We start from the raw sequence: 13,815 nt of genomic DNA on the forward strand, positions 1-13,815 counted from the left end.
GAGCTGGTGACAACGATCAATCGAGCATTTCTGCGATCTGATCACTTACCAGCTTCGCAGCTGACGCCGCTCCTACAAAAGGGGTTTATCGGTAACGCCCCTGCCGAGCATGGCTCGGCACTACAGGGGCGCGCTTATCAAGCGGCGAAGCTGTCGGTGGCGCGTACCAGTGCGTCGACGTTCTCGGCTTCAAATGCCGAGTGGCCGGACGCGGGGCTGATCTGCAGCTGCGCCTTCGGCCAGGCCTTGTGCAGTTCCCAGGCATTGGCCAGCGGGCAGACCACGTCGTAGCGACCGTGCACGATCACACCCGGGATGTGGGCAATCTTGTGCGCGTCACGCAGCAGCTGATCTTCCACTTCGAAGAAGCCGCCGTTGACGAAGTAATGGTTCTCGATGCGGGCGAAGGCCAGCGCGAACTGCGGGTCTTCGTGGCTGTTGACGAAGTCATCGTCCACATGCAGGAAGCTGGTAGCACCTTCCCATACGCTCCAGGCCTTCGCAGCGGCCAGACGGGTAGCTTCGTCATCACTGGTCAGGCGGCGATGGAAGGCCGAGATCAGATCGTGGCGCTCCACAGCCGGGATCGGCTTGAGGTAGTGCTCCCAGGCATCCGGGAACAGACGGTTGGCACCTTCCTGGTAGAACCATTCCAGTTCCCAGCGGCGCAGCATGAAGATGCCGCGCAGCACCAGCTCGGTCACGCGCTGCGGGTGGGTTTCGGCATAGGCCAGCGCCAAGGTCGAACCCCAGCTGCCGCCGAATACCTGCCAGCTGTCGACGCCGAGCTTTTCGCGCAGCTTTTCGATATCGGCGACCAGATCCCAGGTGGTGTTGTCGACCAGATCGGCATGCGGGGTGGAACGGCCCGAGCCACGCTGATCGAACAGGATGATGCGGTATTTGGACGGGTCGTGGAACTGACGCATCTTGTCGCTGCAGCCGCCACCGGGACCGCCGTGCAGCATCACCACCGGCTTGCCGTTGGGGTTGCCGCATTGTTCGAAATACAGCGTATGGCGGTCGTCGACCTTGAGCGTGCCGGTGTCGTAGGGCTCGATGGCGGGGTAGAGCGTGCGCATGGCAGCCTCGCTGGGAACAGGACGGCTAGTTTAACGCAGCGATGTTGCGGTCTTGTCTGCGTTACAGCGTTCCATCAGGGCGTTGCATACGTCGCCGGGGTGATGCCATCCAGCAGCCAGATGCCGTCGAAGCGTTGCCGTGCTTCGGGCAGCGTCAATTCATCGGCGTAGTCCATGCCCCACAGCCGGCTGGCCGGATCCTCCTCGCCGGGCAAGCTGCCCGCACGCAGGTCAACGAATACCGCTGCGGCCGAGGCATCGGCAGTCAAGCGCGATTCGAGCTGCGACGGCCGGGCATCCACCTTGCGAACCTGCTGATCGATGTAGTCGAGATAACTTCCTTGCGCGCCTGCGTAATGCAACACATAGGTCTGCTTCTGCAGCCTAGGCGGCAAAGCGCGGGTCACGTTGTCCACCACCGGAAAGCCACGCGGGTGACCGTCGCGGTAGCCGCCGAGTTTGTTCAGATGCGCGTAATGCCCCCAGACAACCGCCTTGCGTCCCGGGTAGGCCTGCTCCAGCAACCATTGCAGGTTGGCGGCCATGACCGGATCGTGTTCATCGAACGGCCGCAACTGCCAGGCCACTTCGGCCATGCGCTGCAAGCTGGCGTTGATGCGGCGCCAGAAGCCATCGCTGCTGAATACATCGTCGCCGTGCTCGGCATCCGGCGCTGGCAGCAGTCGCAACAGCCATTGCGAATCATCAAGGAAGCGCTGGCGTTTGCTGGCGTCCGCCATTGCCAGCTTGCCATCGAGCAATTGCTGTACCTGCTGCAGATGCAGATGCAGGCGCTGCCGCGCCATTTCATCCAATGGCTGACGCAGCAATCGCTCACCTAGCTGCGGCACCAGCTGCCGGCGCGAGAATGCTCCGCTCAAGCGGCCATCGAAGCCAGCCAGCTGCATTGCATCCGGCGTATCACGCTGCGCGTCCAGATAGTCGTACAGCGGCCACACCTCGGCGCTGTTGGCATACATGTAGAAGATGTTGCCTGGCGCATTGGCACGCAGTGGCAGCCGCGATTGCCAAAGGCGGGTGACGTCGAACAGGCCGCTTTCCAGCACCAGCAGGTCGAAGCCCTTGCGCTCATGCAGGTAGCGTACGGTACGCACCTTGCTTTCGTAGATATTGCCTTCGCCGTGCGTGAGCTCATCGAGCATGACGATACGCTTGTCGCCGATGGCCTCACCCAGGGGCACCAGATCGGCGAAGTCATCCTGCATCGGCGAGCCTTCACGCAAGGGGTGGATGGGGGCTTGTTTGCTGGTGGCTGGCGTTGCGGCGCAGCCCAGTGATGTGACCAGTAATACGACAGCGAACGCGGTACGGATCATCGGCATCCCCGGCTTGGAAATGGGGATGCTACGGGAGGTTTTGGCGGCCGTCATGCGGACAGCAAATGACCTGAATGGCGCGCTGGAACGGTTCTTTTGACTCTGCTTTGGCGCGACCTTGTCTTTCCGCTTTAGCTTTAGCTTTGCTTCTTGCTTCCGCTTTGCATTGGTTTTGAACGCCGTCATTCCCGCGAAGGCGGGAATCGCTTTGGCTTTGGCTTTGGCTTTGGCTTTGGCTCTGGCTCTGGCGTTGGTCCCGGCTCCCAAGTCGAATGCAAAAGCAAAGGCCAGAGCGATTCCCGCCTTCGCGGGAATGACGAGCTAAAACAAAGGCAAGAAAGTCCACGGCGACAACAACGCCAGCAACGGCAACAGCAGTAGCAACTACCCCAACCTCAACCAGGCCAACGCCCCAGCGTCACTCGATCGCGCTGTTCCAGATCCTGCACCGTCTGCGCCTCCACAAACCCGGCCTGCTCAAGCAGCGCGCGGATGGCCTCACCCTGATCCCAACCATGCTCCAGCAGCAACCAACCACCGGGCACCAGATGCTCGTGCGCACCAGCAACAATCTCGCGGATCGCATCCAGGCCATCCGCGCCGGAAGCCAGCGCCGGTGGTGGCTCGAAACGCAGGTCGCCCTGTACCAGATGCGGATCACCCGCGGCGATATACGGCGGGTTGCTGACAATCAGGTCGAAACGATCAGCGCCCAGCGCCGTATACCAATGCCCGCGCCGGAACCACACGTTCTCCAGCCCATGCGCCTGTGCGTTCTTCACCGCCATCGCCAAGGTTGGGCCCAGCACGTCGGTCGCCATCACCGTTGCAAGCGGTCGCTCACTGGCGATCGACAAGGCAATCGCGCCACTGCCGGTGCCCATGTCGGCCACCCGCACCATGTCATCGGCCGGCAGCCGTGCCAGCGCCTGCTCGACCAGCAGCTCGGTTTCCGGGCGCGGGATCAGAGTGGCGGTGTTGACCTGCAGGTCCAGCGTCCAGAAGCCACGGCGGCCGGTCAGATAGGCCAGCGGTTGACCCTCGGCACGACGCGCCAGCAGCACTTCGAAGCGCTCGCGGGCCTCGGCATCCACATCATCGGTGGCATGGGCGAACAACCAGGCCCGCTCCACACCCAGCACGTGGATCAGCAACTGCTCGGCCTCATGGCGGGCATCTTCGCCCGGCAGGCGCGCAGCGGCCTCCCGCAACAGCTCGGCAACCTTCAACGTGGACACTGCATTACCTCTTCGCTAGCGGTTTTCAGGAGGGCGAGGATAGTCAGCGCGCCCGTCCCTGCCTACCGCCATGATCCTTGCTTAAGGATTAATCCCGTCTATGTCGCGCCGTTCAGCTTGGCCCTGGATGGCTTGGAAAGCCCGCAAAGCACCCGATATCAGGCCTTGAGGCAGTTTCACGGCATCACTTGATAGGCCCTATCTATTGATACGATGCATCCAATTCATTTGTTTTATTAGTTTCTGCCTATTAGTCTTTGCTCCAACGATTCACCCCGCCCTACAACCCAAGAGGAATCTTCATGTCCCTTATCAACACCCAGGTCCAGCCGTTCAAGGTCAATGCTTTCCACAACGGCAAGTTCATTGAAGTCACCGACGAATCGCTGAAGGGCAAGTGGTCGGCCCTGATCTTCATGCCGGCAGCGTTCACCTTCAACTGCCCGACCGAGATCGAAGACGCCGCTGAAAACTATGCCGAGTTCCAGAAGGCCGGTGCCGAGGTCTACATCGTGACCACCGATACCCACTTCTCGCACAAGGTGTGGCACGAAACCTCGCCGGCCGTGGGCAAGGCCAAGTTCCCGCTGGTCGGCGACCCGACCCATCAGCTGACCAACGCCTTCGGCGTGCACATTCCGGAAGAAGGCTTGGCCCTGCGTGGCACCTTCGTGATCAACCCGGAAGGCGTGATCAAGACCTCGGAGATCCACTCCAACGAGATCGCCCGTGACGTGTCCGAGACCCTGCGCAAGCTGAAGGCTGCCCAGTTCACCGCCGCACACCCGAACGAAGTGTGCCCGGCCAAGTGGAAGGAAGGCGAAAAGACCCTGACCCCGTCGCTGGACCTGGTCGGCAAGATCTAAGTCCCAGTCAGCCGGTGGAGATGAACCAGATACCTGGTTCATTTCCATGCCGCTCCCACCCCGCCCTAGCGGCGGGCGTGGGGGTGAACCGCAGCGTGTTGATGCCAGCCAGCACCACGCCCGCACGCCACGCAGCCCGCTGCGGTTCACCCCTACATTTTTACTGGCGCCCCGCTTCACGCAGGGGCGTCACTCCCCCGCTTTGCCTCAACGAAGGAGTTGACCGTGCTCGACGACAGCCTCAAGACCCAGCTGCAGCAGTACATGGGCCTGCTGCGCCAGCCACTGCGCCTGATCGCCTCGCTCGACGACAGCAGCGCCAGCCAGGACATGCGCGGCCTGCTTGACGATATCGTCGCGGCCGGCGGCGGCAAGATCACCCTGGATACCTCCGGCGACGATGCGCGCAAGCCCTCGTTCGTGATCGCCCGCGAAGGCCAGAACCACGGCGTGCGTTTCGCCGGCCTGCCGCTGGGCCACGAGTTTGAATCGCTGGTCCTGGCCCTGCTGTGGACCGGCGGCCATCCGCCGAAGGTCGCCCAGGAAGTCATCGACAGCATCACCGCGATCGACGGCGAGTACAGCTTCGACGTCTATATGTCGCTGACCTGCCACAACTGCCCGGACGTGGTGCAGGCGCTGGCGCTGATGGCGATCTTGAATCCGAAGATCAGCACCACGGTGATCGAGGGCGGTACGTTCCAGCAGGAAGTGGAACAGCGCCAGGTGATGGCGGTGCCGATGGTGTTCCAGGGTGGCGAGATGTTCGACTCCGGCCGCATGAGCCTGGAGCAGATCGTCGCCAAGCTCGACACCGGCGCCGTTGCCCGCGAGGCCGAAAAGATCAAGGCCAAGGATGCATTCGACGTGCTGGTGGTGGGCGGTGGCCCGGCCGGTGCGGCGGCGGCAATCTATGCCGCACGCAAGGGCATCCGCACTGGCGTAGCTGCCGAGCGTTTCGGCGGCCAGGTGCTGGACACCATGGCAATCGAGAACTTCATCTCGGTGCAGCACACCGAAGGCCCGAAGCTGGCCGCTGCGCTGGAAGCCCACGTACGTGAGTACGAGGTGGACATCATGAACCTGCAGCGCGCGGCCAAGCTGGTGCCGGCCGGTGCCGATGGGCTGGTCGAAGTGCAGCTGGAGAACGGTGCTTCGCTGAAGTCCAAGACGGTGATCCTGTCCACCGGCGCCCGCTGGCGGCAGATGAACGTGCCGGGTGAGGACGAGTACCGCAACAAGGGCGTGGCCTACTGCCCGCACTGTGACGGTCCGCTGTTCAAGGGCAAGCGCGTGGCGGTGATCGGCGGCGGCAACTCCGGCGTGGAAGCAGCCATCGATCTGGCCGGCATCGTCAGCCACGTCACCGTGTTCGAGTTCGACAGCAAGCTGCGCGCCGACCAGGTGCTGCAGGCCAAGCTCAACAGCCTGCCCAATGTGAAGGTGGTGCTCAACGCTCAGACCACCGAAGTGCTGGGCGACGGCCAGAAGGTCAACGGTCTGGTCTATACCGACCGCGTCGGTGGCGATTCGTACCGGGTCGAGCTGGAAGGCATCTTCGTGCAGATCGGCCTGCTGCCGAACACCGAGTGGCTGCGCGGCACGGTGGAGCTCAGCGGTCGCGGCGAGATCATCATCGATGATCGCGGCCAGACCAATGTGCCGGGCGTGTTTGCCGCCGGCGACTGCACCACGGTGCCGTATAAGCAGATCATCATCGCGATGGGTGCCGGTTCAACTGCCGCGCTCAGTGCCTTCGATCATCTGATCCGTACGCCGGTGCTGCAGCCTGCAGCGGTAGCGGCAGAAACCGCCTGATGCTCAAAGCCCCTCTCCTGCGGGAGAGGGGTTGGGGTGAGGGTCCGGGTGAAACCACCTGCCTCCATGGAAAAAATGGGCTCGGCCCAACCCTCATCCGCCCCTTCGGGGCATCCCCGCCTTCGCGGGAACAGGCTCTTCTCCCGCAGGGAGAAGGAAACACCCGGGAGCCCGACATGAACCTTCGTGACCTGAAATACCTGGTGGCGTTGGCCGAGCACAAGCACTTCGGCCGTGCCGCTGCGGCCAGCTTCGTCAGCCAGCCCACCCTGTCCACCCAGATCAAGAAGCTGGAAGAAGAACTGGGCGTGCCGCTGGTGGAGCGTGCCCCGCGCAAGGTGATGCTAACCCCGGCCGGCCGCGAAGCTGCCGCGCGCGCGCGCAATATCGTTGCCGAAGTAGAGCAGATGAAGGAAGCCGCACGCCGCGCGCGCGACCCGGAAGCCGGCACCGTGCGTCTGGGCATCTTCCCGACCTTGGGCCCTTATCTGCTGCCGCATGTAGTGCCGGCGATCCGCCAGCGCTTCCCGCAGCTGGAGATGCTGCTGGTCGAGGAAAAGAGCGATGTACTGATGGCGCAGCTGCGCAACGGCCAGCTCGATGCCGCAATACTGGCGCTGCCAATCGCCGACGAGCAGTTGCACACCGAATTCCTGTTCGAGGAACCATTCGTGCTGGCCGCCCCGGAAGGCCACCCACTGACCACCCACCCCTCGCTGACGCTGGATGACCTGTCCGACCAACGCCTGCTGCTGTTGCAGGACGGTCACTGCCTGCGCGATCAGGCGTTGGATGTCTGCCATATGGCCGGCGCGCTGGAGAAATCCGAGTTCCAGGCCACCAGCCTGGAGACTCTGCGGCAGATGGTCGCGGCCAACGTAGGCGTCACCCTGCTGCCGATGCTTGCGGTGAAGCCGCCGGTGGCGCGCTCGGAGAACGTCAGGTTGATCCCGTTTGCAGGCAATCCGCAGCCAAATCGCAGGATCGGCATGGTCTGGCGCCGTAGCTCGGCGATGGGAGCGTTCCTGGAACAGTTCTCGCAGTTGTTCAAACAGCTGCCGGCGGGGTTGTTGGAGGCGCCGGCGGAGGCTGCTCGGGTTCAGGCTTAGAAGCTTACCCCTCCCCAGCCCTCCCCTGCGCTGCGCGCAAGGGAGGGCTGGGGAGGGGTGCACTTCGCAGCACCCCCCAAAACCTGAACATTCCTCTCCCCCACATTGCATCCGGGCCCCACCGGCCCCATGATCTTCACAGGGTCGCCTACGACCCGTTTCACCAGCACAATAGAAACCCGGGCGGCGCCGACAAAGCGTCGCCTTTTGCTTGCTCTTCAATCAGATAAGGAATTCCCATGACCAGCCACAGCGGTCTGCCACCATCCATCGTTGTTTCCACCCGTGACATGGCCCGTCTTGAGGCCCTGCTGGACTCCCCGGCGCTGAGCCGGCACCCGGCCGCTGTTGCCCTTGCGCAGGAACTTGAGCGCGCGCAGGTGCTGCCGCCGGAAGAAATCCCCGAAGGCATCGTCACCATGCACTCCCGTGTGGACTGCGAAGACGAACTGCACAACGAAAAACATTCCCTGACCCTGGTCTATCCGCACGAAGCGGATTTCGACAAGGGCCGCGTGTCGATCCTGGCGCCGGTTGGCAGTGCCCTGCTGGGCTTGTCGGTGGGTCAGACCATCGATTGGACCGCACCCGGCGGTCGCCAGCTGCGCCTGCGCGTCACCGCCGTCCACTACCAGCCCGAAGCGGCTGGTGATTTCCACCGCTGAGCGCACTGCGCCGCACCCGCAACAGGAAACCATGATGTCCCAGGCCCCCTCCAAGCTCGCCCAGCTGCGTGAACTGTCCGTCGTCGTCGCCGATACCGGCGACTACGACGCCATCAAGCGCCTGCGCCCGGTCGACTGCACCACCAACCCGACGCTGGTGAAAAAAGCCCTCGACCTGCCGGTCTATGCCGGCCTGATCGAGCGCGAACTGCAGTGGGGCCGCGCCCAATCCGGCGACAAGCAGGTCATCGCCAATGCCGTGGTCGATCGCCTGACCGTCGGCGTCGGCACCATGCTGGCCGAGCTGGTCCCAGGCCGCGTATCCACCGAGGTTGATGCCGACCAGGCGCACAACACCGAGGCAACGATTGCCAAGGCACGCGAGTTCATTGCCATGTACGAAGCGGCCGGCGTGCCGCGCAGCAAGGTGCTGATCAAGATCGCCGCCACCTGGGCCGGCGTGGAAGCTGCGCGCGTGCTGCAGGCCGAAGGCATCGACTGCAACCTGACCCTGATCTTCAACCCGACCCAGGCGCTGGCCTGCTCGGAAGCCGGTTCCTTCCTGATCTCGCCGTTCGTCGGTCGGATCCTGGATTGGTACGTCGCCAACGGCCAGACCCCGGCGAGCATCGACGAAGACCCGGGCGTGGTATTCGTGCGCGGCGTGTTTGCCGAGTTCAAGCGTCGTGGTTCCAACACCGTTGTCATGGGTGCATCGTTCCGTTCGACTGCGCAGATCGAAGCGCTTGCTGGCTGTGACCGTTTGACGATCTCGCCGGACCTGCTGGAGAAGCTGGACGCCGATTTCGGCGAACTGCCGCGCAAATTGATTGCTGGTGCTGCTGAAGCGGTGAACGTCGCTGCGATTGATGAGGCGAAGTTTGATGCGGATATGGCGGCTGATCCGATGGCCACCGAGAAGCTGGCTACTGGTATTGATGCGTTTGCGAAGGATCTGCAGACGCTGCGTCAGCGGATTTTGGATGAGTTGGGCGGCTGAGGCTGGCCCAGCAGACTGCATGACGCCTGATGTCTCCCTTCTCCCGCCTGCGGGAGAAGGTGGCCGAAGGCCGGATGAGGGGGGCTTTAAAGGCTTCTAAAGCTTTAAAAGCTTTTGCTCTACGTGCTTTAAGAGCGCCCTCACCCCAACCCCTCTCCCGCATGCGGGAGAGGGGCTTAATCAAAATCAAAAAACTCCGAGCTCCAGCCCTGCTGCGAGCAGCGCGCCCAGCTCTCGGCCTCGCGCCAGCTGCGACTCAGGCAATTTCTTCTCAGCAACAATCGCCTCCGCCGTCTGTGCCTGCGTACACACCAGCACCGGCTCTGCGACTTCTTTCAAACGCAAACCCAACCCCACTCTGCGCAACTGCGCAATCGTCGGCTGTCCATCCGAGCCGGCACACACCAGCAGCGCATACGGTTTGCCTTCGCAACGCCCCAACAGCGGGTAGTAGCTGCGATCAAAGAAATCCTTCAGCGCCCCGCTCATCGAAGCCAATGTCTCCGGCGTGGCGAACACCACCGCATCGGCGGCAAGCACATCGTCTGCACCCGCATCTGCAGCGCGCAAGGCAATCACCTGCACCGCATCACCCGCACTCTCGCGGGCACCCTGCACCAATGCTTCCACCATCGCCGCAGTAGCGCCGGTAAAGCTGTGCCACACCACCAGTAAACGGCGCGGTGTGGCACTCACAGCTCAGAGATCCAGACCAATCGGGCAGCTCACGCCGGTTCCGCCAATGCCGCAGTAACCGTTCGGATTCTTGGCCAGATACTGCTGGTGGTAGTCCTCGGCGTAATAGAACGGCGGCGCCGGGAACACGATCTCGGTGGTGATCTCGCCGAAACCAGAAGCAGTCAGCTGCTGCTGGTAAGCGTCACGACTGGCAAGCGCCGCGTCGTACTGCTCCTGCGTATGGCAGTAGATCGCCGAGCGGTACTGGGTGCCGGTGTCGTTGCCCTGGCGCATGCCCTGGGTGGGATTGTGGTTTTCCCAGAAGGTGCGCAACACCGTCTCCAGCGTCACCTGCGCCGGATCGAACACCACCCGCACCACTTCGGTGTGACCGGTAAGCCCGGAACAGGCTTCTTCATAGGTCGGGTTCGGGGTGACGCCGCCCTGATAGCCCACCGCCGTGGTCACCACGCCCGGCAGCTGCCAGAACTTGCGTTCGGCACCCCAGAAGCAACCCAGGCCCACGTCCAACACCTGCAGCCCGTCAAAATCGGCCTGCAGCGGCTGGCCGTTGACGAAGTGCTGGTTGTGCAGCGGCAGCGGCGTATCCCGCCCCGGCAGTGCTTCTTCCGGGCGCGGCAGGCGCTGCTTGAACGCGCCGATACCCAGTATTCCTTGGCCGATTCCCAACATGGTCAGTTCCTCAGGCCGGGAGGAATCCCGGCGCTTCATCGTCATCCAAGATGGGGTCGGCGGGGCCATCGTCCAAGCCCAGCGCAGCGACGATTTCCTCGGCCTCAGGCTTGGCCGAATCGGGTACGCAGACCCGCAGCAGGCCAAACAGGGGCAGTTCGCCACCCGCACCCAGCAGGGACTCGCCGAACACGAAGGCCGGGATGCCGGCGTCCTCCAGCGCGTGTTTGACCAGGTGGGCGTCGAACAGATTATTGGTCTGGTAGATCAGCTGCATGGGGTTCTCCGCTTAAACCGGCTGGCGCAGGGCATCGGTGGCAGCAAGCTGTTCGGTTTCCACAGCACCGGCCTGGCGCCACTCGCGCAGCGCCGGCAGCGCCAACAGCGCCTGCAGGTACTCGCCGGCAACGCCTTCCGCGGCCACGCCATAGCCGTCGAAGCGTACCGCTACCGGCGCGAACATCGCATCGACGATGCCGAACTGGCCAAACAGGAACGCCCCGCCCGCGCCGTACTGGCGGCGCAACTCACTCCACAGCGCGCGGATCCTGTTGATATCGGCCTGTGCGGCGGCGTCCCAGCGGTAGCCGTCGGGCTGGCGCCGACTGTTCATCGGCAGTTGGCTGCGCAGCGCGGAGAAACCTGAATGCATCTCGGCCGCAGCGGCCCGAGCCACGGCGCGTTGGGCCAGATCGGCCGGCCAGCCGCGTCCACCCAGCCAGCGCTCATTGGCGTACTCGCAGATCGCCAGCGAATCCCAGACCTGCAAACCACCATCACGCAAAGCCGGCACCTTTCCGGTGGGCGAATGCTGCAGCACTTCGCTGGCAAAACCCGGCGTATCCAGGGCCAGCCGCACCTCATCGAACTCCACCCCGAAATGGCGCAGCAGCAGCCACGGGCGCAGTGACCAGGACGAGTAGTTCTTGTTGCCTATAACCAGAACGGGGCGGTCCATCAGTGCCAATCCACGGTGCGGGAGGCCCCAGCATAGCCCCGTCCCGGCAACCAGCGCCCGGCTCGGCTAAACTTGCGGTTTACTTCAATACGCTGCGTCCCCCATGTCCGAGAACACGCCTGCCGTCGCTGCCACGCCGGAAAACGCCCCCGCCGAAAAGCGCGATTTCATCCGTCAGATCGTCCGTGAGGACCTGTCCAGCGGCAAGCACACGGCCATCAAGACCCGCTTCCCGCCCGAGCCCAATGGCTACCTGCACATCGGCCATGCCAAGTCGATCTGCCTGAACTTCGGCATCGCCGGCGAGTTCGGCGGCGTCTGCAACCTGCGCTTCGATGACACCAACCCGGCCAAGGAAGACCCAGAATACGTGCAGGCCATCCAGGACGACGTGCGCTGGCTGGGCTTCGAGTGGAACGAGCTGCGCCACGCCTCGGACTACTTTGATGCCTATTACCTGGCCGCGCAGAAGCTGATCCGCGACGGCAAGGCCTATGTCTGCGACCTGTCGGCCGAGGAAGTGCGCGCCTACCGCGGCTCGCTGACCGAGCCGGGCCGCCCCTCGCCGTACCGCGAGCGCAGCGTCGAGGAAAACCTGGACCTTTTCGCGCGCATGCGTGCCGGTGAGTTCGCCGATGGCGCCCGCACCGTGCGCGCCAAGATCGACATGGCCAGCGGCAACATCAACCTGCGCGACCCGGCGATCTACCGTATCAAGCACGTCGAGCACCAGAACACCGGCAATGCCTGGCCGATCTACCCGATGTATGACTTCGCGCATGCGCTGGGCGATTCGCTGGAAGGCATCACCCACTCGCTGTGCACGCTGGAGTTCGAAGACCACCGCCCGCTGTACGACTGGTGCGTGGACAACGTCGACTACGCACACGACAACGCCTTGACCCAGCCGCTGGTCGACAAGGGCCTGCCGCGTGAAGCCGCCAAGCCGCGCCAGATCGAGTTCTCGCGCCTGAACATCAACTACACGGTGATGAGCAAGCGCAAGCTGATGGCGCTGGTCACCGAAAACCTGGTCGATGGCTGGGAAGACCCGCGCATGCCGACCCTGCAGGGCCTGCGTCGTCGTGGTTACACCCCGGCGGCGATGCGCCTGTTCGCCGAGCGCGTGGGCATTTCCAAGCAGAACTCGCTGATCGATTTCAGCGTACTGGAAGGCGCCCTGCGCGAAGACCTGGACAGCGCCGCCGCACGCCGCATGGCGGTTATCGATCCGCTCAAGCTGGTGCTGACCAATCTGCCGGAAGGCCACGAAGAAGCCCTCACTTTCAGCAACCATCCGAAGGACGAAAGCTTCGGCAGCCGCGAAGTTCCTTTCTCGCGCGAGCTGTGGATCGAGCGCGAAGACTTCGCCGAAGTGCCGCCCAAGGGCTGGAAGCGTCTGGTGCCGGGCGGCGAAGTACGCCTGCGTGGTGCAGGCATCGCTCGTGTCGATGAAGTGATCAAAAACGATGCCGGCGAGATCGTCGAGCTGCGCGGCTGGCTGGACCCGGAATCGCGCCCAGGCATGGAAGGCGCCAACCGCAAGATCAAGGGCACCATCCACTGGGTCAGCGCCCAACACGCGGTGGAAGCCGAAGTGCGCCTGTACGACCGCCTGTTCTCGGTGGCCAACCCGGACGATGAATCCGAAGGCAAGACCTACCGCGATTACCTGAACCCGGAGTCGCGCAAGGTCGTCACCGGCTACGTCGAGCCGGCTGCTGCACTGGCTACGCCGGAGCTCAGCTACCAGTTCGAGCGCACCGGCTACTTCGTCGCCGACCGCCGCGACCACACCCCGGCCAAGCCGGTGTTCAACCGCAGCGTGACCCTGCGCGATACCTGGTCGGCCTGATCAGGATGGGCGGGGTTGCCGGCTGACAGCCCGGTAACCCCCTGCTCACATGGGCCGCGGCTACCATGGCCGCGTGCCCAGAACAGGATTCGCCCATGTTCCGTCTGTCACTGCTGCTCTGCCTGCTGCTTGCGATCACCGCCTGCAGCTCACCGGCTGCCACTGCGCCGGTCACCTCGCAAACGCCCGCACCGGTCCCGGCCAGCGAACCATCAACCCCTGCCAAACCTGCTGCCACGCCCGTCGTGGTCGACAGCAGCTGCAAGGTCGATGCCGATTGCACGGTGAAGAACGTCGGCAACTGCTGCGGCTATTACCCCGCCTGCGTCAACGTCAACAGCGCCACCGATCCGGCCGGCGTGCAGGCCAGCTGCCAGGCCAAGGGCATGATGGGTGTCTGTGGTTTCCCGGAGATCCAGGGCTGCAGTTGCGTGCAAGGCAAATGCGCGGCGGCAGGCAACAGCGATCCGCTGCGCCAACCAATGAGCGAGAATCCCGCGCCGGTGCGCTGAGTCA

The 13,815-nt window shown here is 63.7% G+C and carries 15 protein-coding genes; 8 read left to right on the forward strand and 7 right to left on the reverse strand.

Features of this window, described 5'->3' with window-relative positions; translation table 11 throughout:
* Window positions 1–137: 137 nt before the first annotated feature.
* The gene (gene pip / locus ACVOLZ_RS17890) at window positions 138–1,082 is read right to left on the reverse strand and encodes a prolyl aminopeptidase (RefSeq protein WP_481517291.1); all 945 of its coding nucleotides are present in this window, start codon (window positions 1,080–1,082) and stop codon (window positions 138–140) included.
* A 74-nt stretch (window positions 1,083–1,156) separates the two neighbouring features.
* Window positions 1,157–2,419: an erythromycin esterase family protein gene (locus ACVOLZ_RS17895; protein WP_481517292.1), complete on the reverse strand. Its 1,263-nt coding sequence runs from the start codon at window positions 2,417–2,419 to the stop codon at window positions 1,157–1,159.
* 118 nt (window positions 2,420–2,537) lie between these two features.
* Between ACVOLZ_RS17895 and ACVOLZ_RS17900 the strand changes: the two genes are divergently transcribed.
* Window positions 2,538–2,744: a hypothetical protein gene (locus ACVOLZ_RS17900; protein ID WP_481517293.1), complete on the forward strand. Its 207-nt coding sequence runs from the start codon at window positions 2,538–2,540 to the stop codon at window positions 2,742–2,744.
* A gap of 70 nt (window positions 2,745–2,814) precedes the next feature.
* On the opposite strand, the gene prmC is transcribed toward ACVOLZ_RS17900, so the two are convergent.
* The gene (gene prmC, locus ACVOLZ_RS17905) at window positions 2,815–3,657 is read right to left on the reverse strand and encodes a peptide chain release factor N(5)-glutamine methyltransferase (protein WP_481517294.1); all 843 of its coding nucleotides are present in this window, start codon (window positions 3,655–3,657) and stop codon (window positions 2,815–2,817) included.
* Between the two features lie 302 nt (window positions 3,658–3,959).
* Here prmC and ahpC point away from each other — a divergent pair, with 302 nt between their 5' ends.
* From ahpC to ACVOLZ_RS17930, 5 genes are all read left to right on the forward strand, one after another.
* A complete protein-coding gene (gene ahpC / locus ACVOLZ_RS17910) occupies window positions 3,960–4,523 on the forward strand; it encodes an alkyl hydroperoxide reductase subunit C (RefSeq protein ID WP_481517295.1) in 564 nt (187 codons plus the stop codon).
* A gap of 225 nt (window positions 4,524–4,748) precedes the next feature.
* The gene (gene ahpF / locus ACVOLZ_RS17915; RefSeq protein WP_481517296.1) at window positions 4,749–6,341 is read left to right on the forward strand and encodes an alkyl hydroperoxide reductase subunit F; all 1,593 of its coding nucleotides are present in this window, start codon (window positions 4,749–4,751) and stop codon (window positions 6,339–6,341) included.
* A gap of 176 nt (window positions 6,342–6,517) precedes the next feature.
* On the forward strand, window positions 6,518–7,450 hold the full coding sequence (locus ACVOLZ_RS17920) for a LysR substrate-binding domain-containing protein (protein ID WP_481517297.1): 933 nt from the start codon (window positions 6,518–6,520) through the stop codon (window positions 7,448–7,450).
* Between the two features lie 239 nt (window positions 7,451–7,689).
* On the forward strand, window positions 7,690–8,115 hold the full coding sequence (gene rnk, locus ACVOLZ_RS17925; protein WP_057630901.1) for a nucleoside diphosphate kinase regulator: 426 nt from the start codon (window positions 7,690–7,692) through the stop codon (window positions 8,113–8,115).
* A 31-nt stretch (window positions 8,116–8,146) separates the two neighbouring features.
* The gene (locus tag ACVOLZ_RS17930; RefSeq protein ID WP_481517314.1) at window positions 8,147–9,115 is read left to right on the forward strand and encodes a transaldolase; all 969 of its coding nucleotides are present in this window, start codon (window positions 8,147–8,149) and stop codon (window positions 9,113–9,115) included.
* A gap of 186 nt (window positions 9,116–9,301) precedes the next feature.
* Here the strand turns inward: ACVOLZ_RS17930 and ACVOLZ_RS17935 are convergent, their stop codons facing one another.
* From ACVOLZ_RS17935 to ACVOLZ_RS17950, 4 genes are read right to left on the reverse strand one after another with little or no spacing between them, the layout of a single operon-like run.
* Window positions 9,302–9,811, reverse strand: coding sequence for a flavodoxin family protein (locus ACVOLZ_RS17935; protein WP_481517298.1), 510 nt, complete (start codon window positions 9,809–9,811; stop codon window positions 9,302–9,304).
* Between the two features lie 3 nt (window positions 9,812–9,814).
* Window positions 9,815–10,465, reverse strand: coding sequence for a peptide-methionine (S)-S-oxide reductase MsrA (msrA, locus tag ACVOLZ_RS17940; protein ID WP_481517315.1), 651 nt, complete (start codon window positions 10,463–10,465; stop codon window positions 9,815–9,817).
* A 31-nt stretch (window positions 10,466–10,496) separates the two neighbouring features.
* A complete protein-coding gene (locus tag ACVOLZ_RS17945; protein ID WP_481517299.1) occupies window positions 10,497–10,763 on the reverse strand; it encodes a putative signal transducing protein in 267 nt (88 codons plus the stop codon).
* 12 nt (window positions 10,764–10,775) lie between these two features.
* Complete coding sequence (locus tag ACVOLZ_RS17950) at window positions 10,776–11,444, reverse strand: glutathione S-transferase family protein (RefSeq protein WP_481517300.1); 669 nt, start codon at window positions 11,442–11,444, stop codon at window positions 10,776–10,778.
* A 103-nt stretch (window positions 11,445–11,547) separates the two neighbouring features.
* On the opposite strand from ACVOLZ_RS17950, the gene ACVOLZ_RS17955 reads away from it, so the two are divergent.
* Complete coding sequence (locus ACVOLZ_RS17955) at window positions 11,548–13,299, forward strand: glutamine--tRNA ligase/YqeY domain fusion protein (protein WP_481517301.1); 1,752 nt, start codon at window positions 11,548–11,550, stop codon at window positions 13,297–13,299.
* Between the two features lie 95 nt (window positions 13,300–13,394).
* Window positions 13,395–13,811, forward strand: a complete 417-nt coding sequence (locus ACVOLZ_RS17960; RefSeq protein ID WP_481517302.1) for a hypothetical protein — start codon at window positions 13,395–13,397, stop codon at window positions 13,809–13,811.
* Window positions 13,812–13,815: the final 4 nt, after the last annotated feature.

Source organism: Stenotrophomonas sp. STEN020, from assembly GCF_056760195.1.